Source organism: Streptomyces sp. NPDC034086 (assembly GCF_055575515.1).
In genome coordinates this window covers 562,230-583,593 of record NZ_JBVISM010000003.1, presented here as the reverse complement: position 1 = coordinate 583,593, position 21,364 = coordinate 562,230, and the positions used below count along the sequence as shown (strand labels likewise).

The window sequence follows — 21,364 nt, the reverse complement described above, 5'->3', positions numbered from 1 at the left end:
GCCGGTGGTCCCCCGTGCGGCGCGTCCGGCCGGGACCGCCCCGGTTCGGCGCGGCCGGAAGGCGACGCCGAACCCTTGTGTGTTCGTACGAGCGCCGGCCCTTCCGGGGCGCCGTCCGGGTGGCCGGATCACTCCGCCGCCGAGGCCGCCTCCGCGGTCAGGGAGCCGCCGTCCGCGGCCTTGAGACTGAGGTTCCGGCCCTCGATCCGCCAGCTCAGGGGACCGCTGCCGAAGAGGGCGGTCAGGGCCCGTTCCAGCTCGCCCGCCGGGCCCTCGCAGGCCATCCGGGTCGTGGTCAGCGGGCCCAGGGTCAGGGTGGTGCCGTCGACGGCCGCCGGGGCGCTGAAGCGGTTGCAGCCGAGGGTGCCGCTCGCCCGCCCCTCGGGGGTGAGGGTGAACCGGGCCGCCCTGCCCTCGGGGGCCTCGGTCCCCGCGACGGAGCCCACGACCCAGACGGTCGCGGTGAGCGGGGCGTCCGGGAGCGGCGGCGCCGTCGACGCCGGCCCGGTCGGCGCGGCGTCGCCCCGGCCGCGCCCGTCCGGCCCGCACGCGGCCAGAGCCGGTACGGCCAGGGCCAGTACGACGGCCAGGGCGGCGTTCGTGAGGTGCCTGAAGGTACGCATGCCCCTGGGACGGACCCGGTCCCGGGCCGGTTCCGTCCTCAGCCCATCAGCGGCAGCAGCGCGGACAGGTCGGCCCGCTCGCCGCTGGCGCTGACGCGCGCCGCGTCCAGCTCCGCGGTCCAGCCGGTACGGCCCGTCGCGAGCCGTACCCAGGTCAGCGGGTCGGTCTCCACCACGTTCGGCGGGGTGCCGCGGGTGTGGCGGGGGCCTTCGACGCACTGGACCACCGCGAAGGGCGGGATCCGCACCTCGACGGAACCGCCGGGCGCCTTGAGCGCGAGGGCGTCGGCGAGCAGCCGCGTGCAGGCGGCCAGGGCCTGCCGCTCGACCGGGACGTCCAGTCCCGCGGCGCGGTTCAGGTCGTCGGTGTGGACCACCAGCTCCACCGTCCGGGTGACGAGGAAATCGGCCAGGGTCATGTCCCCGATCCACAGGTCCAGCACCCGGCTGCCCCGGTTCGCGTCCAGGGCCTCGGCCATCCGCGCCGCCGCCCGTTCGTACAGCCGGGGCAGCGGCTCCCCGGCGAGGGTCTCCCGGGCCGCCTCGGAGATCTTCCCGGCGAGGGAGGCGGTGGCGAACGGCCACTCGACGGCGGCCAGCTCGGCGACGGCGGCGGGCGGCCGGGCCAGGCCGGACGCCAGCGAGTCCGCGACCCAGGCGATGTGCGCGGCGAGTTCGGCCACGGACCACTCCCCGAGCCCGCTGGGCCGCGCCAGCTGCTCCGGGGTCAACTCCCCCACGGCGGCGGCGACGTGCCCGAACTGCGCGGTGACCGCGGTGCGGATCTTCGCCTGGTCGTACGTACGCGGCTTCTTCCTGACGGGCGGCATGCCCCGACCCTACTCGGGCCCCGGCGGCGGGCGCGGGCCCCGCGCACCTCGTCGGGGCGGGCCCGCGGCGGCCGCGCGTGCTCCCGGCGTGCCGTCGGGGCGGCTCCGCCAACGCCGCGGGCCCCCGGCCGGAGGGGATCCGGCCGGGGGCCCGCGGGAAGAACGGCGGGATCAGGCCAGCAGGGCCGGGATCGTCGCCTCGTGGGCCTCGCGGAGCTCGGCCAGGGGGAGGGTGAACTCGCCCTGGACCTCGATCGCGTCGCCGTCCACCACACCGATGCGGGTGGCGGGCAGGCCGCGCGCGCCGCACATGTCGGTGAAGCGGAGTTCCTCGCTGCGCGGGACGGCCACGACGGCCCGGCCCGCGGACTCGGAGAACAGGAAGGTGAACGCGTCCAGGCCCTCCGGGACCACGATCCGCGCACCGTTGCCGCCCTTGAGGCAGGACTCGGTGAGCGCCTGGACGAGGCCGCCGTCCGACAGGTCGTGCGCCGCGTCGATCATGCCGTCGCGGGAGGACGAGATCAGGATCTCGGCGAGCAGCTTCTCGCGCGCCAGGTCCACCTTCGGCGGCAGGCCGCCGAGGTGGTCGTGGACGACCTGGGACCAGGCCGAGCCGCCGAACTCCTCGGCCGTGTCGCCCAGCAGGTACAGCAGCTGGCCGGCCTCCGCGAACGCCATCGGCGTACGGCGGTTGACGTCGTCGATGACGCCGAGGACCGCCACGACCGGGGTCGGGTGGATCGCGACCTCGCCCGTCTGGTTGTAGAGGGAGACGTTGCCGCCGGTCACCGGGGTGCCCAGTTCGAGGCAGCCGTCGGCGAGGCCGCGGGTGGCCTCGGCGAACTGCCACATGACGTCCGGGTCCTCGGGGGAGCCGAAGTTCAGGCAGTCCGAGATCGCGAGCGGCTTCGCGCCGGTCGCGGCGACGTTGCGGTACGCCTCCGCCAGCGCGAGCTGCGCACCCGCGTACGGGTCGAGCTTGGCGTAGCGGCCGTTGCCGTCGGTGGCCATCGCGACGCCGAGGTTGGACTCCTCGTCGATGCGGACCATGCCCGCGTCCTCGGGCTGCGCCAGGACGGTGTTGCCCTGCACGAAGCGGTCGTACTGGTCGGTGACCCAGGACTTCGAGGCCTGGTTCGGGGAGGAGACCAGGGCCAGGACCTGCGCGCGCAGCTCCTCGGAGGTCTGCGGACGGGGCAGGGCGCCCGCGTCGTCGGCCTGGAGGGCGTCCTGCCACGTGGGGCGGGCGTAGGGGCGGTGGTAGACCGGGCCCTCGTGGGCGACGGTGCCCGGGGGCACGTCCACGATCTGCTCGCCGTGCCAGAAGATCTCCAGGCGCTCGCCGTCGGTCACCTCACCGATGACGGTGGCGATGACGTCCCACTTCTCGCAGATCTCCATGAAGCGGTCGACGTGCTGCGGCTCGACGATCGCGCACATGCGCTCCTGCGACTCGCTCATGAGGATCTCCTCGGGCGAGAGCGTCGCGTCGCGCAGCGGGACCGTGTCGAGCTCGACGCGCATGCCGCCGGAACCGGCGGAGGCCAGCTCGCTCGTGGCGCAGGACAGGCCGGCGCCGCCGAGGTCCTGGATGCCCGCGACCAGCTTCTCCTTGAAGATCTCCAGGGTGCACTCGATGAGGAGCTTCTCCTGGAAGGGGTCGCCGACCTGGACGGCGGGGCGCTTGGTCGGCTTCGTGTCGTCGAAGGTCTCGGACGCGAGGACCGAGACGCCGCCGATGCCGTCGCCGCCGGTGCGGGCGCCGTAGAGGATGACCTTGTTGCCGGGGCCGGAGGCCTTGGCGAGGTGGATGTCCTCGTGCTTCATCACGCCGATGCAGCCGGCGTTGACCAGCGGGTTGCCCTGGTAGCAGGCGTCGAAGACGACCTCGCCGCCGATGTTCGGCAGGCCCAGGCAGTTGCCGTAGCCGCCGATGCCCGCGACGACGCCCGGCAGGACGCGCTTGGTGTCGGGGTGGTCGGCCGCGCCGAAGCGCAGCGGGTCGACGACGGCGACGGGGCGGGCGCCCATGGCGAGGATGTCGCGGACGATGCCGCCGATGCCGGTGGCCGCGCCCTGGTAGGGCTCGATGTACGAGGGGTGGTTGTGCGACTCCACCTTGAAGGTGACCGCGTAGCCCTGGCCGACGTCGACGACGCCGGCGTTCTCCCCGATGCCGACGAGCATGGCGTCGTTCTCGGGGGCCTTCTCGCCGAACTGCTTCAGGTGGACCTTGCTGCTCTTGTACGAGCAGTGCTCGGACCACATGACGGAGTACATGGCGAGTTCGGCGCCGGTGGGGCGGCGGCCGAGGATCTCGCGGATCCGGGCGTACTCGTCCTCCTTGAGGCCGAGCTCCCTCCACGGCTGGGAGGCGTCCGGCGTCTCGGTGGCGTTCTTTACGGTGTCGAGGCTCATGCGCTGACCAGCTTCTTCAGGACCGACGTGAAGAACGGGAGGCCGTCGGTGCGGCCGGTCCCGATCAGCGGCTCGACCGCGTGCTCGGGGTGCGGCATGAGGCCGACGACGTTCCCCGCGGCGTTGGTGATGCCGGCGATGTCGCGCAGCGAGCCGTTCGGGTTCACGTCGACGTACCGGAAGGCCACTCGGCCTTCGGCCTCCAGTTCGTCGAGCGTGCGCTCGTCGGCGACGTACCGGCCGTCCATGTTCTTGAGCGGTACGGAGATCTCCTGGCCGGCGGTGTAGTCGCCGGTCCACGCGCTCTCCGCGTTCTCCACCCGCAGCTTCTGGTCGCGGCAGATGAAGTGCAGGTGGTTGTTGCGGAGCATCGCCCCCGGCAGCAGGTGGGCCTCGGTGAGGACCTGGAAGCCGTTGCAGATGCCGAGGACGGGCATGCCGGCCTTGGCCTGCTCGATGATGGTCTCCATCACCGGCGAGAACCGGGAGATGGCTCCGGCGCGCAGGTAGTCCCCGTAGGAGAAGCCGCCCGCGAGGACGACCGCGTCGACCTGGTGGAGGTCCTTGTCGCGGTGCCACAGCGAGACCGGCTCGGCCCCCGCGAGGCGGACGGCGCGCAGCGAGTCACGGTCGTCGAGCGTTCCGGGGAACGTGACGACTCCGATGCGAGTGGTCACCGTCAGGCCTCGACCTTCACGGTGAAGTCTTCGATGACGGTGTTGGCGAGGAACGTTTCGGCCATCTTGTGGATGCGGTCGAGGGCGGCCTGGTCGACCGGTCCCTCCACCTCCAGTTCGAAACGCTTCCCCTGGCGGACGTCGGCGATCCCATCGAAGCCCAGGCGCGGCAGTGCACGCTGCACCGCCTGGCCCTGGGGGTCGAGGATCTCCGGCTTGAGCATGACGTCGACTACGACGCGTGCCACTGGCACTCCCGATGAGGTGGTTGGTGCGAAGGCGGTTCCCTCAGCGTACCCGCCCGAAATTTCTACGCGGGTAGATATGCTGCCGGTCCGATCCGCGGGCCGTTTCGGCTTCACCAACGCTTCGCAAAATCCACCGGAAAACCACGCGCCCGGGATTGCGGCGGGACACGCGGGGAGAATTAACTGGGCTTCGCAATTCAATGAGAATCGCGGTACAAAGGAATCAGTCGAGACCGTGACATTTGCCGCTCCGCGGCGCGTGCGGTTTGACGCATTCCACCGAAACATCCACACAGGCGACATCACCGCACGTCAGCGCGCGGCGACGGCGCACGAAGGGACCGATATCCGTGGCGCAGCGCGTAGTAGTCACGATCTCCGACGACCTCGATGGCGGAGAAGCGGCGGAAACGGTCACGTTCGCACTCGACGGTAAGTCGTACGAGATCGACCTCAATGCGGCCAACGCAAAGAAACTGCGGAAGACCCTGGCCCCCTTCGTGGCCGCGGGCCGCCGCCAGTCCCGCTCGGGGAAGACTTTCAAGATGACGTCGATCGCCCCGGACCCGGCGGTCGTACGGGCCTGGGCCCGTTCCCACGGCCACGACGTGCCGCCCCGCGGCCGCATCCCCAAGGCCGTCTACACGGCGTACGAGGAAGCCCACTGACCCCCCGCGCGGAGCGCCGGGCGGGCGGCCGCGGGCTGCCCGCCCGGCGGGCCTCCGGTGGTCCGGCGACCCGGATTTGCCATGCACCCCCTCTGATCGGCTAATGTGTGGATCACGCCGAGGGGCGAGGCCGAAAGGCCGGAACCCCGAAGTCGTGCGGGTGTAGTTCAGTAGCAGAACACCCCCCTTCCAGGGGGGAGGCGCAGTGTGCAATCCCTGTCACCCGCTCTGCACGCTTCACCGACCACGGTTGTGGATCAGGTAGAGTAGTGCTCGCATCGCGACGGCCCCGGTCGTAGCGAGATGCGGACGTAGCTCAGTTGGTAGAGCACCACCTTGCCAAGGTGGATGTCGCGCGTTCGAGTCGCGTCGTCCGCTCAGAGAGCGAAGGGCCCCGATCGGAATCCGATCGGGGCCCTTCGTCATTTCCCCGCCCCGCGCTCTTCGTGGCGCACGTCACATTCGATGACAAATGTCATCGCGGCCGGTGACAGCGCGCACTGCCGCGTCCCGCGCGCCGCCGCGAGGCTGGTTCCACGGTGAGGCACCACGGGGCCCCGCCGGCCCGCGGGACGGTGCGGCGGCCACCACGCTGGCCTGGATGATCGTCACAGTGTTTGCTGTCCAGCGGCGGTCCCGCCAGGCGGCGCGGCGCCAGTCACGCACGTCAGAGGAAGAGCCGGGGGGACGGGACCGTGTCGAAGCTGACCGGGTGGTGGAAGAACCGCAGCAGTGCGGGGAAGGTCGAGCTGTACACCCGCTGGTCCTTCCACTTCTTCGTACTCGTGGAAATCGTGTCGTTCGGGCTCGTCGCCCTCACCGGCCGGGAGAACGACACGCCCCGGCCGCTCGCGGTCACCGTCTTCCTGGTGGTCTGCGCCCACTCCGTCCTCGTCGGCTTCCTCTCCTCCAGGGCCCTGGACTTCGTGTCCGGCCGCCGCGAACCGCCCGTGCGGCTCGCGGTGGTGACCTCGGCCCTCACCGCGGCGGCCGTCCTGCTCTTCCTCTTCCTGCGCCGCTTCGGCGCCCTCGACGAGTCCGCGGCGCCCGGCCTGGTGGTGGGGGTGAGCTGCTTCGGCTGCGGATCCCTCGTACTGACCCTGGAGAAGGTCCGGCACAGGAGGTACGTGCCGCTGGCCGCGGCCGTCGGCACCGCGGCGGTCGTCGCCGCGCTGGGCCTGGACCTGGACGAGATCGTCGGCTACTTCGTCGTCGTCCTGGTTTCCGGTGCCTTCCTCTCCTTCACCTGCGGGTTCTCCGGATGGCTGCTGCGCACCGTCTGTGAACTCGACCACGCCCGGGAGATCCAGGCGCAGCTGGCGGTCGCCGAGGAACGGCTGCGGTTCGGCAGGGACCTGCACGACGTGATGGGCCGCAACCTGGCGGTGATCGCCCTCAAGAGCGAACTGGCGGTACAGCTGGCACGGCGCGAACGCCCCGAGGCCGTGGACCAGATGATCGAGGTCCAGCGGATCGCGCGCGAGTCGCAGCGGGAGGTGCGCGACGTGGTGCGCGGGTACCGGGAGGCGGACCTCGCGGTGGAACTCGAAGGCGCGCGCGGGGTGCTGAGCGCGGCCGGGATGGACTGCCGGGTGGAGTTCCGTACGACGGCGGTGCGTTCGCTGCCCGGCGAGGTGCAGTCGGCGCTGGGCTGGGTGGTGCGGGAGGCCACCACGAACGTGCTGCGGCACGGCGACGCGCGCAGCTGCCTCATCCGGCTGACGGCGGCGGAACCCGGGGGCTCGGTGACGCTGCTGGTGGAGAACGACGGGGCGCCCGGCGCACCCGCCGGAATGCCCGGGTCCGGGCTGGCGGGGCTGCGTGAACGGCTCGCGGCGGTCGACGGGACCCTGGTGGCGGGGCCGGCCGAGGGCGGCCGGTTCCGGCTGCGGGCCGAGGTCCCCCTGGACACACGACGAGTGGAGGTGCGGGCGTGACCCCCGTACGGGTACTGCTGGCCGACGACGAACACCTGATCCGGGGCGCGCTGGCCGCGCTGCTGGGCCTGGAGGACGACCTCGTGGTCGTAGCCGAGGCGGCCTCCGGGCCGGAGGCACTGGCGATGGCGCGGGCGCACCGCCCGGACGTGGCGGTACTGGACCTCCAGATGCCGGGCGCGGACGGTGTGAGCGTGGCCACATCGCTGCGGGCCGAACTGCCCGACTGCAAAACCATGATCGTGACCAGCCACGGCCGTCCCGGGCACCTGAAGCGGGCGCTCGCGGCGGGGGTCCGGGCCTTCGCGCCGAAGACGGTCTCGGCGCAACGGCTGGCCGAGCTGATCCGCACCGTGCACGCCGGAGGGCGTTATGTGGACCCGGAGTTGGCGGCCGACGCGATCAGCGCCGGCGACTCGCCGTTGACGGCCCGGGAAGCCGAGGTGCTCGAACTCGCGGCGGACGGGGCACCGATCGCGGAGATCGCGGAGCGGGCCTCGCTGTCGCAGGGGACCGTGCGGAACTACCTGTCGTCGGCGGCGACGAAGCTCGGCGCGGAGAACCGGCACACGGCGGTGCGTTTGGCACGGCAGCGGGGTTGGGTATAGTAGTTCTCGCGTTACGGCGCAGTGCGGACATAGCTCAGTTGGTAGAGCACCACCTTGCCAAGGTGGATGTCGCGCGTTCGAGTCGCGTTGTCCGCTCAGAGTGCGAAGGCCCCGATCACCGATCGGGGCCTTCGTCGTTCCTCAGGCGCCGGTGACCGACGCCCAGGACTGGCCGGTGAGGCGCTCGTAGGCCTCGACGTACTTGGCGGACGTCCGCTCGGCGACCTCCTGCGGGAGGGCCGGCGGGGGGAGTTCGCCGTGGCGGTCCCAGCCGGAGGCCGGGGAGGTCAGCCAGTCGCGGACGAACTGCTTGTCGAAGGACGGCTGCGCGCGGCCCGGCTCCCACAGGTCGGCGGGCCAGAAGCGGGAGGAGTCCGGGGTGAGGACCTCGTCGGCGGCGACCAGACGCCCGTCCTCGTCGAAGCCGAACTCGAACTTGGTGTCCGCCAGGATGATCCCGCGTTCGCGGGCGATCTCGCGCGCCCGGGAGTACACGGCGAGGGTGGTCTGGCGCAGCATCGCGGCCGTCTCGGCGCCGGTGGTGCGCGCGACCTCTTCGTAGGAGACGTTCTCGTCGTGCTCGCCGACCTCGGCCTTGGCGGCCGGGGTGAAGATCGGGGCGGGCAGCTCGGAGCCGTCGACGAGGCCCTCGGGGAGCGCCAGTCCGCAGACCGTGCGGGTCTGCCGGTACTCGGCGAGGCCGGAACCGGTGAGGTAGCCGCGGGCCACGCACTCGACGGGGACCATGTCGAGGTTCCGGCAGATCAGGGTGCGGCCGGCCCAGTCGGCGGGGGCGCCGGCGGGCGGCTCGGTGCCGAGGACGTGGTGGGGGACCAGGTCCGCGAGCTGGTCGAACCACCACAGCGAGAGCTGGGTCAGGACGCGGCCCTTGTCCGGGATCTCGGTGGGCAGCACCCAGTCGAAGGCGGAGATGCGGTCGCTGGCGACCATGACGAGCCGGCCGTCCTCGTCCCGGTAGAGGTCGCGGACCTTGCCGGTGTGGAGGTGGACGAGGCCGGGCACCTGCACCGGCTCGGGCTTTTCGACGAATCCGGACACGGGGTCTCCCTGTGGTTCTGTACGAGCGCGTCCCCATTCTCCCGTACGGGCCCCCGTGCACCGGTCAGGGGGTCGCTCAGTCCCGCTTGCAGATCCGGTCGAGGAGGTTCGCGGTGGCCCGCTGGACCCGCTCGTCGACGTGCCCGGGGCGGTCGAGCGCCGGGGACCAGGCGAAGGTGCCGGACGCGAAGACCAGCGCCCCGCTCGGGGCCCGGTACAGGGAGGTCTCCTGGTGCCGCTTGGCCCCCTCGCCGTCGAGGTAGGGGGAGTGCGCGAGCAGGATCCGGTCCTGGTGCTCGGGGAGCTGGACGCGCGGGAAGTAGCGGTCGGCCTCGCCGGCCACCAGCCCGTCCAGCTCGTCGTTCTCGGCGGCTCCGGTGGCGTCCCAGAGCCAGTGGGAGGCGTTGCGGACGACCAGCGGCGCGGGCTCGGGGACCCGGCCCGCGTACTGGATGCCGAGCAGCTGCTGTTCCGGGCGGTCGACCTCGCGCCACAGGCTGGGGCGGCCGGGGCCGCGGCGTTTTCGGCAGGTGAGGAGCCGGTCCTCGACGCCGGAGGGCGAGGGGGACAGCTCGACCTGCCAGTACATGGTGTTGGCGGAGAGGAAGACGAGGGAGGTGCCGTGGTCGCGGGCGCGCTCGACGGTGCGGCGCATCGGGACCGACCAGTACTCGTCGTGGCCGGGGAAGACCAGGCCCCGGTAGCGGGTCGGGTCGATGCGGCCGGCGTGCAGGTCGCGGGTGTCGGCGTAGGCGAGGTCGTAGCCGTAGCGCTCGGCCCAGCGGATGAAGTCGTAGGCGTGGCCGACGTGCAGGGGCAGGCCGGCGCCCGCGTAGGGGCGGTCGAAGGAGACGGTGGTGGCGGCGTCGCGCTCGCCGAGGAGCCGGCCCTGCTCGTCCCAGGCGTGGTAGAGGCTGGCGCCGGTGCGGCCGTCCTCCGGATAGAGGTTGTACGCCTGCCAGGTGATGTCAGGCAGCAGGAGCAGGAGGTCGGCGGGGTGGTCGTCGCGGACCGTGAAGGGGATGTGGGAGCGGTAGCCGTCGGCGGTGGTGAGGACGGCCACGTAGGCGCCGATGCTCCAGTACGAGGGGACCTGGAGCCGCCAGGAGAGCCACCAGTGGTGGCAGGACACGGTGCGGTCGGCGGTGAGCGGCGGCGGCTGGACGATGCCGGACAGCCGGGGACTGGTGGTGATCTTGGAGGCGCCGTCCCCGCCGTAGTGGCCGATCCGGTAGACGTCCACGGAGAACTGCTGGGGCGGGTCGACCGTGATGTGGAAGTCGATGGCCTCGCCGGGGGCCACCGCTCCGGTGGAGGCGAAGCCCTTGATCTGCCGGTGGACGTCGTCGGCGGTACGGGGGCCGCCGCGGGGATTCTGGCCGGAGGCGGCGAGCGCCGGGTCCACGTACCAGGGCACGACCTGCCCCGTGTCGTCGAAGTACACCTCGCTGCCCCGGAACCAGGGCAGGGGCCCCTGGCCGAAGGGATCGTTCACCGCGTGAGCGAGCGCACCCGACTCCCAGCGGCGGATCTGTTCCCCACCCATACCGTTCCCCTCCCTCACTCCCCCGAACGCGTGCTCCCGTCGATGCGCGGCGGGTTTTCGGACACCCATCCGCGACCGGTCCCCAGCACATCACATAACGCACTCACTCCGTCACCGTTCGTCGTGAATTGACGTGACCGGAACGTAGCGCGCCGCTCGGGGCGCGCCGGGGCGCCGTGCACGCCGGGGCGCCGTGCGGGCGGGGTGGCGCGCGGGGGCGGGTGGCGCCGGGGCCGGGTGGCGCGGCCGGGTGACGCGCGGGGCCGGGTGGCGCGGCCGGGTGACGTCGGGGCGTGGCCTTGCGGGCCCCGGCGGGGTGGTGGTGCCGGCGACAGGTCAGAGGAGGCGGACGGGCTTCTCGGGGGGCACGCCGAGTTCGTCGAGCCAGTCGCGCAGGGGCTCCGGGTCCCCGTCCTCCACGAGGGACAGCACCCGGGGGGCGAGGTCCGCGCGGCGCTCGCCGCCGACGAGCAGCACGGGCCCGTCCAGCCAGTCCAGGCCCGGGCCCGCGCCGGCCGAGTCCACGGCGGCGCAGCACACCAGGGCGGTGACGTGGTCCGCCAGCAGGTCCCGGCCGCTGCGCGGCGGCTGGAGGGGGAACAGCGGCAGCGTGTCCGCGGCGCCGCGCGGCCGGGGCCTCCCGGCTCCGGCGGTACGTTCCTCCCGGGCCAGGTCGCCGCTGAGCCGCCCGGCGAGGGCGTCCCCGGCGGCGCCGTCCCCCGAGGGGTCGGTGAGGTAGCCGAGGATCCGCTCCAGCGTCGGGCCGCCCGGGGACGCCGGTCCGCCGAGGGGCGGCCGGTCCGCGGGCCGCGCGGCGGCCGTGGCGGAGGGGTGACCGGGGTTCGCCGGGCCGGTGCTCGCGGCTCCCGGGACTCCGGCCCGGGCAGGGGCGCCCGTGGTCACCGGGACCGGGTCCCCCGGCGGCCGGGAGAGGTCCGGGCGGGCCGGTGCCGCCGCGGGCGGGGCCGGGCCCGCCGGGACGGACAGGGCGTCGAGGGCGGCGTGCAGGCGGGCCGCCTCGGTACGCCACTTCCGGTCCACGACCTCCTGCGGGTAGGCCGCCCACTCCACCGGCGCCCAGTCGGGCCCCGCCTGGGCCGGGCCGCCGTGGAACAGCCGGGCCGCCAGCAGGGAGGCGGCCTCGTCGACCACTCCGGGCTGCTCCAGCAGGTCGCAGGCGGGGCGCTCGCCGAGCCGCGAGGTGAACCCCTCGGCCAGCCGGTCCCGCCGGGACAGCTCGGTCAGGGCGGAGACCACCCCGGCGTCCAGGTGCGCCGGCCAGCGGCCCATCCGCCAGGCGGGCAGCGCGACCCGGGTCAGCAGCCGGTCCCAGCCCGCGTAGGCCAGGCCGACCTGCTCCTGGGCGACGATGCGCAGCGCGTAGTCCACGTCCTGTGCGCGGTCCGAGGCGGCCGCGGCCACCCCGCGCTCCATCTCGGCGGCGTCCGTCCGGCACAGCCTCAGCAGCAGCCGGGCCGGGCGGGCGATCCAGCCCAGGCCGCGCCTGCCGCCCACGTCCACCGCCGCGTCGAGCCCCCGTACGAAGCCGCGCGCGTCGGCTATGTCCGGGTGCGCGGAGGGACCCGTGCCGGCGACGACGGGCGCGAGGACGGCCCGTAGCTCGGCGACGCGCATCCACCACAGGAACGGCGAGCCGATCACCAGCACGGGGGCCGCGCCGGGCCGGGACTCCGGGCCGGCGCCTATGCCCGACCGGCGGTGGGCCGCGTGGGTGCGGTCCTCCAGCCAGCTGTCGCAGTCCGGGGTCAGCGCTATGGCGGAGGGCGCGGGGACGTCCATCCGGTCGGCGAGGTCCCGCACGAGCCGGTAGAGATCGGGGGCGGCGGCCTCGGGCAGCGGCACCGTCGGGGTCACGGCGGGACCCGCGCGCAGCACCACCGCGCCGAATATCCCGCCCGCCAGCAGCACCAGCGCGGCCACCGCGCAGACGGCCACGGTCACCGCCGGCCAGGGATCCCCGGCCAGCCGGCCCGTCATACGGGCGGCGAGGAGCACCACCGCGACGGCGGCGGGCAGCAGCACGACGGCCATGGCCCTGCTGCGGACCCGCAGCACGGCGAGGGCCCGCGCCCGCGCGGACGGCGCGCCCACTTCTGCGTTCGAACCGGTTCCGGACACGACCGGACCTCACCCCCTCTGCCCTGCGGCGGCTTTGCTCACTCCCCCACTGTGACACCCGCCACTGACATCGCAATGCCGGTGGGCCATGTGCCGGAATGCTTGCGCCGCACCCTAGTTGGGGCCGGCGCGGCCGTCAGGCACTCCGGGGGACGATCACCCGATGGAATGGCTTTGGGTAAAGGTGGGTGCGTTCGAAGGCGGCCGGATGCAGTCGCACGCGCACACACGCGCGGGCCCGGTGCGCGTCTCCGCGCCCCCGGGCCCGCCTCGTGACGGCCGTGCTGGTCAGCGGCCCTCGGCCGCCTTGGCGGCGATGTCCGTGCGGTGCTGCGAGCCGTCCAGCCTGATCCGCCCGACCGCCTTATACGCCTTCTCGCGCGCCTGCGCCAGATCGGAACCGGTCGCCGTCACCGACAGCACGCGGCCGCCCGCGCTGACCACCGCGTCGCCCTCGCGCCGGGTCCCGGCGTGCAGCACGTACGCGTCGGGCGCGTCCTGCGCGGCCACCTCGTCGAGGCCCTCGATCGGGTCACCGGTGCGCGGGGTGTCCGGGTAGTTGTGCGAGGCGATGACCACGGTCACGGCCGCGTCGTCGCTCCAGTTCAGCGGCGGGAGGGCGTCCAGGGTGCCGTTCGCGGCGTTCAGCAGCACGCCCGCCAGCGGGGTGCGCAGCCGGGCCAGGACCACCTGGGTCTCGGGGTCGCCGAAGCGGGCGTTGAACTCGATGACGCGGGTGCCGCGGCTGGTGATGGCCAGGCCTGCGTAGAGCAGCCCGGAGAAGGGGGTGCCGCGGTGGCGGAGCTCGTCCACGGTCGGCTGGAGGACCAGCTCCATGACCTCGTCGACCAGCTTCGGGTCGGCCCACGGCAGCGGCGAGTACGCGCCCATGCCGCCGGTGTTGGGGCCCTCGTCGCCGTCGAGCGCGCGCTTGAAGTCCTGCGCGGGCTGGAGGGGCAGCACGGTGACGCCGTCGGTGATGGCGAAGAGGGAGACCTCGGGGCCGTCGAGGTACTCCTCGATGACGACCCGCTCGCAGGCCAGCGCGTGGGCACGGGCGGCCGCCCGGTCCTCGGTCACCACGACGCCCTTGCCGGCGGCGAGGCCGTCGTCCTTGACCACGTACGGGGCACCGAAGGCGTCGAGGGCCGCGTCGACCTCCTCGGCGGTGGTGCAGACGTAGCTGCGCGCGGTCGGGACCCCGGCCGCGGCCATCACGTCCTTGGCGAAGGCCTTGGAACCCTCCAGCCGCGCGGCCTCCGCGGACGGGCCGAAGACCGGGATGCCGGCCGCGCGGACGGCGTCCGCGACACCGGCGACCAGGGGCGCCTCCGGTCCGACGACGACCAGGCCGGCGCCGAGTTCGGTGGCGAGGGCGGCGACCGCGGCGCCGTCGAGGGCGTCGACCGGACGCAGCTCCGCCACCTCGGCGATCCCGGCGTTACCGGGGGCGCAGTACAGCGCGGAGACGTCGGGGTCGAGGGACAGAGAGCGGCACAGGGCGTGTTCGCGGGCGCCGCCGCCGATGACGAGGACCTTCACGCCGCCCAGGGTAGCCCGGACGGCGCGGCCGGTTTCGTGCGGCCACCCCAATCAGCGCGGGCTACTCGTTCGTGTATTCCTCCACAACGGTCGCTCCGAGCTCGCGCACGATCAGCTCGTGTCCGGTCAGGGCGCTGTCGACGAGGTCCGGGTCGTCCTCCTCCGGTACGTCGTCCTCGGGGGCGACCGGCGGGGGCGCCTGCTGGACGGGCGGCCGCGGCGCGGAGGCCTGCTGCGGGGGCGGCGTCTGGTGGGCGGGGACCTGCGGCTGCGCCTGCTGGGGCGGTGCCTGGGCCGGCCGGTCCGGGGAGGCCGGGGGCGGGCTGTGGGCGGGGGCGGCCGGGGCGGAGTAGGAGGAGTACGACGAGGGCGCGGCCGGGGCCGGGCCGCCCCCGCCCACCACCGCCTCGATCTTCCAGTTGACCTGGAACTGCTCGGCCAGGACCGCCTTGAGCACGTCCTCGCTGCCGCTGCTCGCAAAGTTGTCGCGGGCTCCGGCGTTGGGGAAGCCGAGCTGGAGGGTGGTCCCGTCGAAGCCGGTGACCTGGGCGTTCTGGCTGAGCAGGATCCAGGTGAAGCGCCGGCGGTTCTTGACGGCCTCCAGGACGCCGGGCCACATCGCCTGGACCTGCCCGGCCCCGGCGGCCATGCCGGCGGAGGGGGCGGCGGCCGACGCGGGCGTGGAGGCGGGCGTGGCGGGGGTCGCCGAGGGGGCGGGGGCGGCCGGCGCCGGGGTGCCGCTGCCGGGCACGGCGGCGCTGGGCCACGCCCCGGCGGCGGGAGCCGCGGGCGCGGCGGGGGCGGCGGCGGCCGGAGCCGGCGCGGCCGGGGCGGCGGCTCCCGGCCACGCACCGCGCGCGGGCGCGCCGCTGCCGGGCTGCGCGGCTCCGGGCCAGGCGCCGGGTGCCTGCGCGGGCGCGGCGGCGGGGGGCTGCGCGGCGGCCGGGGCGTGGGTGGCGGCCGGGGCCGGGGCGGGGGCCTGGACGGGCGCGGCCTCCGCCGCGGCATCCGGCACGGGACCCCGTACGGCGGCACGCGCGGCGGCGACCCCGCCGGCGGGCCCGGCCGGGGCCATGGCGTGTGCCTCGGGCCCGGGCACGTACCCCAGGGCGGGCGCCGCGGCGGGCGCGACGGCGGCCACGGGCGGGGCGGCGAAGGCGGCGGGGGGCCGGCTGCGCTCCAGCCGGTCGAGCCGCGCCTGGAACGAGCGTTCGTCGTCGAAGGCGGCGGGCAGCAGCACCCGGGCGCAGATCAGCTCCAGCTGCAGCCGGGGCGAGGTGGCCCCCCGCATCTCGGTGAGCCCGGCGTTGACGAGGTCGGCGGCACGGCTCAGCTCGGCGGCCCCGAACACCGACGCCTGGGCCTGCATCCGCTCCACGACATCGGCGGGGGCGTCGATCAGCCCCTTCTCCCCGGCGTCGGGCACGGCGGCCAGGATCACCAGGTCGCGCAGCCGCTCCAGCAGGTCGGCGACGAACCGGCGCGGGTCGTTCCCGCCCTCCACCACCCGGTCCACGACCTCGAACGCGGCGGCCCCGTCCCCGGCGGCGAAGGCGTCCACGACGGAATCGAGCAGCGAGCCCTCCGTGTACCCGAGCAGCGAGGTGGCCATGGCGTACGTCACACCCTCCTCGCCGGCACCGGCGAGGAGCTGGTCCATCACGGACATGGAGTCACGCACCGACCCGGCCCCGGCGCGCACGACGAGCGGCAGCACCCCGTCCTCGACCCGCGCCCCCTCGCGCCCGCAGACCTCGCCGAGGTACTCGCGCAGCGTCCCCGGCGGCACGAGCCGGAAGGGGTAGTGGTGCGTCCTGGACCGGATCGTCCCGATGACCTTCTCGGGCTCGGTGGTCGCGAAGATGAACTTGAGGTGCTCCGGCGGCTCCTCGACCACCTTCAGCAGGGCGTTGAAGCCCGCCGAGGTGACCATGTGGGCCTCGTCGATGATGTAGATCTTGTACCGGCTCGACGCGGGCCCGAAGAAGGCCTTCTCGCGCAGGTCACGGGCGTCGTCCACACCACCGTGCGAGGCGGCGTCGATCTCGATCACGTCGATGGACCCCGGCCCGTTGCGGGCCAGGTCACGGCAGGACTGGCACTCCCCGCAGGGATCGGGCGTCGGACCCTGCTCGCAGTTCAGGCACCGGGCGAGGATGCGGGCGCTGGTCGTCTTCCCGCAGCCGCGCGGGCCGCTGAACAGGTACGCGTGGTTGACCCGGTTGTTCCGCAGGGCCTGCATCAGCGGGGCAGTGACATGCTCCTGCCCGATGACCTCGGAGAACGACTCGGGGCGATAGCGGCGGTACAGCGCGAGGGACGACACGTCTACGAGGTTATCCGGGCCCACCGACAACAGCGGCCCGCCGACGCCCCCCGGCCCCCGCCCCGGAACGCAAAGCGCCCCCCACGCACCCGCCAGAGCCCACTTACCCTTGCTGCCTTCCGGCCCTGGGGGAGTTGGGTGAGATAGCGCCACGTGAGGGGCTGCCCCCCACCCTAGCGGATACGACCCCCCGGAATCGAGCCGGTCCCCCCGCCGATCCGGATGCGGACCACTGATCCGGATCGTGTTCGCGAGCACCCCTCAACGTCTTGTATTGTTTGCGGCGGAGGATTCGCCTAGAGGCCTAGGGCGCACGCTTGGAAAGCGTGTTGGGGGCAACCCCTCACGAGTTCGAATCTCGTATCCTCCGCACTCGCCCGCCAGGGCAACGAAGGGTCCGACCGCTCAGCGGTCGGACCCTTCGTCGTTCGGTGGCTGCCGCTGCCACCCAGCCTTCACGTCTGCCTCCCGAAGATCGTTCGGGTGAGACGCGACGACGACGTTTCGATTCCGGCGCCATCGGTCCGTCCAGACCAGTGGAGGGGATTCCTTGAGCCTGGCCCGTACGACGGCTCGGTGAGCCAGATCAAGTTCTCTGGGGTCGTCGTCCGTGACGTGGCCACCGATACGCAGGAACCATCCCTCCGGCGTTCTGTCCGACAGGCAGCAGCACGTACGTAGGCGGCACAGGTCACGGGTGCGCTCCGAGCAGAGTCGCCGTGGATCGAGGCAGGCCCGGAAGCCGCGCTGCCCGACTGGGTGCCACGTTGGCCGAGATCGGCGAACGGTGTGCGGAGGGCCGGGTGGGCCGGCGCTCGGAGCTGATGCCCGGCACGTGACCTTCTCGCTGGCGAAGGCCTCGATGGCTCACCCCTCGTACTCCCAGGGATTCAGTAGGAGTGCTCCCGATCTCGCCAGATGCTTGACGTTGCGGCTCACCAACGTCCAGCCGTTCGCCAGCGCGGTGGCGGCGATCAGTGCGTCGGGTGGATCGATGCCGGTCCCGCTACTTTTGAGCCTCCGGTGAAGAGCGAGGTAAGCGAGTGCTTCCCGCTCTCCGACCGTGGCGATCCGGTCTCGGTACTGATCACGGATGTCGACGAGGGCCCGCTCGAAGGCGGAACGCCGCACCAGATCCGGCGTCCCCTGGATGCCCGCCTCGATCTCCGCGATCGTGATGACGCTCAGATAAAGGGCAGGAGCTGGAACAGAACGAGCCCAGGCGACGACGGCCGGGACAGGCTTGGTCCGGGTGGTGATCTCGGCGACGACGTTGGTGTCGAGCAGGTAGATCACTCGCCGCCCGCCGCATCGTCGTAGGAGCGCTGCCCGAACTCCAGACCCTCGAACGGGGCCGCCGTGAGCCGCTCAACGAACCCGTCGTTGCCCAGGGTCGCCCAGCGGTGAAGCATGTCGGGCAAGGCATCGATATCGGTGTCGGCCAGTTCGGCATCGAAATGCCCAAGCTGGTGCTCGGGCAGGTGCTCCCGGATCTCCCGGATCGTCCGTAGCGGATGAGGCTCCTCGGGTCTGCGCGGCGGCAGCGGCAGATTCGGGGCAGTGCTCATGATCGGCTCCTCCACGCTGTGACCCACGGGTCCATGCCTGAAGACCACCCTAGGCCGGGTGGCTCTGGAGAGGGCCCAAAGCGACCGGAATCCGGGCTTCGACGGGGTCCATTCACCGAGTCGCCATCGCTGGCGTGCGGCCGCCGACCGCCCAGGCGGTGATCGCGCACCTGGTACTCGCTGAACCTCATGGCCCTGTACGCCGCGGCAGTACGGGTCGTTGGATTGTCGCCGCCTTCACCACAGCGCAGGTGGTGGCACCGCCCGGCACCAACGGGCCGGCGTCGTATCCCTTGATCAGCACCCCTCGGTCCTGTCACCGGCCACGGACACCTCCGGTCAGGGTCGGCATGAGGGTGGCGTCCGGTTACGGGACAGCCTTCGGCCTGCCGCTGCCCAGTGGGAAGTTGCGGCGGACGAGCCAGGGCGGTCCCTGACGTAGGTGATCGTGAAGGCCGTCAGTCCAGGTCCAGGCGGGCCAGTTCCGTGCGGGAGCGGATGCCCAGTTTGGGGTAGGCCTTGTAGAGGTGGTGTTCCACCGTGCGCGGGCTCAGGAAGAGGAGGGCGGCCACCTCGCGGCTGCTGCGGCCCTCCGCCGCCAGGCGGACCACCTGGAGTTCCTGCGGGGTGAGGCGGTCGGCGAGGGCGCGGGCCGTGGGGACGGCCGGGGCGGCCGACTCGCCGGCGGCGCGGAGTTCGGCGCGGGTGCGGTCGGCCCAGGGGGTGGCCTGGAGGCGCTCGAAGACCTCGAGGGCTTCGTGCAGGCGGGCCCGGGCCTCGGCCTGGCGGCGGGCGCGGCGCAGCCATTCGCCGTGGACCAGCAGGGTGCGGGCGGCCTCGAAGGGGCGTCCGCTCCTCGCGTGGAGCGCTTCGGCCTCCGCGTACGCGTCCTCCCGGCCCGTCAGCTGCGCCTCGCAGCGCAGCGCGATGGCCCGGGCCCAGGGCTGGCCCCCGGCCTCCGCCCAGGACACCAGCCGCTGCCACGGGAGCCGGGCGCGTTCGGGGGCGCCGAGTCGTACGGCGGCCTCGACCAGGTCGCCGGTCGCGGCCACCAGGGCCGTCATGTAGTGGGCCGGGCGGGTCCACGCCGATTCCAGGCGGACCAGGGCGTCCTCGTAGCGGCCCAGGCCCAGGTCGAGCAGGCCGAGCAGGCAGGCGACCGCGATGCCGCCGTCGACCGGCCCCCCGGCCACCGGGCGGCAGCGCTCGGCATCTCCCTCGATCGCCGCGATCCGGGCGAGGGCCACGTCCAGGCGGCCGATGCGCTGCGGCATGCCGCAGTCCTCGGCGACGGCCCGGGCCTCGGCCACCGAGGCCTCCGCGTCGCGGTGCCGGCCCTGGATCACCTGGAGCCGGGCCAGCATCTGGAGGGCCTCGGGGAGTCCGCCGACCAGGCCGGCGCGGCGCCTGCGGGCCACTTCGGCGACGACCAGTTCCTCGGTCCGGCCGTCATCGCCGAGCAGGGCCGCGGCGTAGACGGGACGCATGCCCGGTCCGCCCTCGGCGACGGCCGCGGCGAGGGCCGCGAGACCGGCCCGGTGGTCGCCGTCCACGAGCCCGGCCATGCCCTGGACGGTGTGGTCGCCGGGGAGGAGCCCGGCGCAGGCGCGCACGGAGTCGGCGTCGCCGGAGAACCACGCGTACGTCGCCGCGGTGCGCAGCATCGACGCCGCCGGCCCGGGGTCGGCCTCCGGGGCGCCGGCGACGAGGATGCGCGCCGCCGCGGCCTGGTCGCCGCGCTCGAACTCCACGGCGGCGCGGACCTCGGCGAGGGCCGCCCGGTCCGCTGCGGTGCCGGCGAGCGGACCGGCCTGTTCGGCCAGGACTCCGGCCAGGCGCAGGTCCCCGGCGCCCACCGCCGCGGCGGCCGCGCGGCGCAGCAGGCGGCCGCGGTCCGGCAGGGAGGTGGTGAGGGCCGCGGCACGCTGGTAGAGGTCGCAGGCGATGGCGGGGGCGGCCCGGTCCCGGGCGCGGTCCGCCGCCCGGGCGACTTCCGCGGCGACCGAGGCGTCCGGACCGAGGGCGGCGAGCGCCAGGTGGCGGGCGCGGGCGTCGGAGTCGGCGGCGAGGCCGGCCAGCTCGCGGTGGACGCGGGCCCGCTGGACGGAGGCGGCGCTCTGGTAGGCGGCGGCGCGGACCAGCGGGTGCCGGAAGGCCGGCTGGACGCCGTCGACGCGGAGCAGCCCCGACCGTTCCGCCGCTTCCAGCGCCTTCGGCCCGTTGCCGCCCAGGGCGTCGACGGCGGCCAGTACGCAGGCCAGGTCGCGGCTGCTGTCGGCGGCGGCGGTGAGCAGCAGCAGCCGGACGTCGGCGGGCAGTTCGGCGATCGTGTCGCGGAACGAGGCGAGCACGCGGTCGGTGACGTGCCGGCCGGCGGTGGGCCCGGAGGTGCGGTCGCTCCGGCCGAACTCCAGGAGGGCGAGAGGGTTCCCGTCCGCGTCCTCGAGGACCTGCTCGCGTCGCGGGGCGGGCAGCCGGTACCGGTCGAGCACCTGCGCGGCGGCCTGCCGGTCGAGACGGGGGAGGAAGAGTTCCGGGAGACCGCGCGCGTCGAACCCCTCCTCCCGCGCGGCGAAGACGAGCGCCACCGGCTCGGCGTCGAGCCGGCGGGCCGCGAACAGCAGGGCGTCCGCGCTGCTCTGGTCCAGCCACTGGGCGTCGTCGACCACGCAGAGCACCGGGCCGGACTCGGCGAGGTGAGCGAGCAGGGTGAGCAGCGCGAGTCCGGTGGTGTACCGGTCCGCGGGTACGGCCGACCCGCCCAGCACGGTCCGCAGCGCCTCCGCCTGCGGGCCGGACAGCCGTGCCACCTCGTCCTGCAGGGGCCACAGCAGTTGGAGCATGGCGGCGCCGACGAGGTCGCGTTCCGCCTCGCAGCCGGTCACCCGCAGCACCGTGTGCTCCGGCGCCGCCGCGACGCGGTCCAGCAGGGCGGACTTGCCGATGCCGGCCTCTCCGCGCAGGACGAGCGCGCCCCCGCGCCCCTCGCGCGCCGCGTCGAGCAGTGCGTCCAGCGCCGCTTCCTCGGTCCGCCGTCCGTAGAGCATGTGCCGCTTCCCCCCTCGCCGCTCGCGCCGCTCCTGGCGGGCTCGCGTGACCGCCGGCCCACCCGACCGCCGGCTCGGGTGGCCGCCGGCTCGCGTGGCCGCCGACTACGTGGTCCCCGGCTTAC

At 73.9% G+C, this 21,364-nt stretch carries 16 protein-coding genes, 4 tRNA genes and 1 other RNA gene; 7 read left to right on the top strand and 14 right to left on the bottom strand.

Going from position 1 to position 21,364, the window contains the following annotated elements; all coding sequences use genetic code 11:
* Nucleotides 1-128 precede the first annotated feature (128 nt).
* From ACZ514_RS12670 to purS, 5 genes are all read right to left on the bottom strand, one after another.
* Nucleotides 129-623: an META domain-containing protein gene (locus ACZ514_RS12670; protein WP_469124671.1), complete on the bottom strand. Its 495-nt coding sequence runs from the start codon at nucleotides 621-623 to the stop codon at nucleotides 129-131.
* Between the two features lie 38 nt (nucleotides 624-661).
* Entirely contained in the window at nucleotides 662-1,453 is a 792-nt protein-coding gene (locus ACZ514_RS12665; protein ID WP_468164293.1) for a maleylpyruvate isomerase family mycothiol-dependent enzyme, read from the bottom strand.
* Nucleotides 1,454-1,624: 171 nt separating this feature from the next.
* On the bottom strand, nucleotides 1,625-3,874 hold the full coding sequence (gene purL / locus ACZ514_RS12660; protein WP_468164291.1) for a phosphoribosylformylglycinamidine synthase subunit PurL: 2,250 nt from the start codon (nucleotides 3,872-3,874) through the stop codon (nucleotides 1,625-1,627).
* Nucleotides 3,871-4,551 carry a phosphoribosylformylglycinamidine synthase subunit PurQ gene (gene purQ / locus ACZ514_RS12655; RefSeq protein ID WP_468164289.1) on the bottom strand — a complete coding sequence of 227 codons (681 nt, stop codon included), beginning with the start codon at nucleotides 4,549-4,551 and terminating at the stop codon, nucleotides 3,871-3,873. Before purQ ends, purL begins: the two co-directional genes overlap by 4 nt.
* 2 nt (nucleotides 4,552-4,553) lie before the next feature.
* Nucleotides 4,554-4,799, bottom strand: a complete 246-nt coding sequence (gene purS, locus ACZ514_RS12650) for a phosphoribosylformylglycinamidine synthase subunit PurS (RefSeq protein WP_042801325.1) — start codon at nucleotides 4,797-4,799, stop codon at nucleotides 4,554-4,556.
* Nucleotides 4,800-5,149: 350 nt separating this feature from the next.
* Here purS and ACZ514_RS12645 point away from each other — a divergent pair, with 350 nt between their 5' ends.
* From ACZ514_RS12645 to ACZ514_RS12620, 6 genes are all read left to right on the top strand, one after another.
* Entirely contained in the window at nucleotides 5,150-5,467 is a 318-nt protein-coding gene (locus ACZ514_RS12645; RefSeq protein ID WP_468164287.1) for a histone-like nucleoid-structuring protein Lsr2, read from the top strand.
* A gap of 156 nt (nucleotides 5,468-5,623) precedes the next feature.
* Nucleotides 5,624-5,695 (top strand) — tRNA-Gly (locus tag ACZ514_RS12640).
* Between the two features lie 77 nt (nucleotides 5,696-5,772).
* Nucleotides 5,773-5,845 (top strand) — tRNA-Gly (locus ACZ514_RS12635).
* Nucleotides 5,846-6,162: 317 nt separating this feature from the next.
* Nucleotides 6,163-7,404, top strand: a complete 1,242-nt coding sequence (locus tag ACZ514_RS12630) for a sensor histidine kinase (RefSeq protein ID WP_468700685.1) — start codon at nucleotides 6,163-6,165, stop codon at nucleotides 7,402-7,404.
* Complete coding sequence (locus ACZ514_RS12625; protein WP_468164283.1) at nucleotides 7,401-8,012, top strand: response regulator; 612 nt, start codon at nucleotides 7,401-7,403, stop codon at nucleotides 8,010-8,012. The genes ACZ514_RS12630 and ACZ514_RS12625 overlap by 4 nt, the downstream gene beginning before the upstream one ends.
* Nucleotides 8,013-8,035: 23 nt before the next feature.
* Nucleotides 8,036-8,108: transfer RNA gene (locus ACZ514_RS12620), tRNA-Gly, on the top strand.
* A 45-nt stretch (nucleotides 8,109-8,153) separates the two neighbouring features.
* Here the strand turns inward: ACZ514_RS12620 and ACZ514_RS12615 are convergent.
* The 6 genes from ACZ514_RS12615 to ffs form a co-directional block, all read right to left on the bottom strand.
* On the bottom strand, nucleotides 8,154-9,071 hold the full coding sequence (locus ACZ514_RS12615) for a phosphoribosylaminoimidazolesuccinocarboxamide synthase (protein ID WP_468164281.1): 918 nt from the start codon (nucleotides 9,069-9,071) through the stop codon (nucleotides 8,154-8,156).
* A 76-nt stretch (nucleotides 9,072-9,147) separates the two neighbouring features.
* Nucleotides 9,148-10,617, bottom strand: a complete 1,470-nt coding sequence (locus tag ACZ514_RS12610; RefSeq protein WP_468164279.1) for a N,N-dimethylformamidase beta subunit family domain-containing protein — start codon at nucleotides 10,615-10,617, stop codon at nucleotides 9,148-9,150.
* Between the two features lie 336 nt (nucleotides 10,618-10,953).
* Entirely contained in the window at nucleotides 10,954-12,756 is a 1,803-nt protein-coding gene (locus ACZ514_RS12605) for a hypothetical protein (RefSeq protein ID WP_468164277.1), read from the bottom strand.
* 288 nt (nucleotides 12,757-13,044) lie between these two features.
* On the bottom strand, nucleotides 13,045-14,298 hold the full coding sequence (gene purD, locus ACZ514_RS12600; protein WP_468700679.1) for a phosphoribosylamine--glycine ligase: 1,254 nt from the start codon (nucleotides 14,296-14,298) through the stop codon (nucleotides 13,045-13,047).
* A gap of 61 nt (nucleotides 14,299-14,359) precedes the next feature.
* Nucleotides 14,360-16,624, bottom strand: coding sequence for a DNA polymerase III subunit gamma and tau (locus ACZ514_RS12595; protein WP_469124670.1), 2,265 nt, complete (start codon nucleotides 16,622-16,624; stop codon nucleotides 14,360-14,362).
* A gap of 67 nt (nucleotides 16,625-16,691) precedes the next feature.
* Nucleotides 16,692-16,790, bottom strand: an RNA gene (ffs, locus tag ACZ514_RS12590) — signal recognition particle sRNA small type.
* Nucleotides 16,791-16,909: 119 nt separating this feature from the next.
* Between ffs and ACZ514_RS12585 the strand changes: the two genes are divergently transcribed.
* Nucleotides 16,910-16,994 (top strand) — tRNA-Ser (locus ACZ514_RS12585).
* Between the two features lie 497 nt (nucleotides 16,995-17,491).
* Here ACZ514_RS12585 and ACZ514_RS12580 read toward each other — a convergent pair.
* The 3 genes from ACZ514_RS12580 to ACZ514_RS12570 all read right to left on the bottom strand — a co-directional run bounded on the left by ACZ514_RS12580 (nucleotide 17,492) and on the right by ACZ514_RS12570 (nucleotide 21,239).
* Nucleotides 17,492-17,920 carry a PIN domain-containing protein gene (locus ACZ514_RS12580; RefSeq protein WP_469124669.1) on the bottom strand — a complete coding sequence of 143 codons (429 nt, stop codon included), beginning with the start codon at nucleotides 17,918-17,920 and terminating at the stop codon, nucleotides 17,492-17,494.
* Nucleotides 17,917-18,192, bottom strand: a complete 276-nt coding sequence (locus ACZ514_RS12575; protein WP_468164269.1) for a hypothetical protein — start codon at nucleotides 18,190-18,192, stop codon at nucleotides 17,917-17,919. Before ACZ514_RS12575 ends, ACZ514_RS12580 begins: the two co-directional genes overlap by 4 nt.
* A gap of 458 nt (nucleotides 18,193-18,650) precedes the next feature.
* Complete coding sequence (locus ACZ514_RS12570) at nucleotides 18,651-21,239, bottom strand: AAA family ATPase (protein WP_469124668.1); 2,589 nt, start codon at nucleotides 21,237-21,239, stop codon at nucleotides 18,651-18,653.
* Nucleotides 21,240-21,364: the final 125 nt, after the last annotated feature.

Bases quoted from the DNA above. Each gene is read 5' to 3' on its own strand.
- ACZ514_RS12610 (WP_468164279.1), bottom strand. From the start codon at position 10,617: ATGGGTGGGGAACAGATCCGCCGCTGGGAGTCGGGTGCGCTCGCTCAC.
- purL (WP_468164291.1), bottom strand. From the start codon at position 3,874: ATGAGCCTCGACACCGTAAAGAACGCCACCGAGACGCCGGACGCCTCC.
- ACZ514_RS12665 (WP_468164293.1), bottom strand. From the start codon at position 1,453: ATGCCGCCCGTCAGGAAGAAGCCGCGTACGTACGACCAGGCGAAGATC.
- ACZ514_RS12670 (WP_469124671.1), bottom strand. From the start codon at position 623: ATGCGTACCTTCAGGCACCTCACGAACGCCGCCCTGGCCGTCGTACTG.
- ACZ514_RS12570 (WP_469124668.1), bottom strand. From the start codon at position 21,239: ATGCTCTACGGACGGCGGACCGAGGAAGCGGCGCTGGACGCACTGCTC.
- ACZ514_RS12575 (WP_468164269.1), bottom strand. From the start codon at position 18,192: ATGAGCACTGCCCCGAATCTGCCGCTGCCGCCGCGCAGACCCGAGGAG.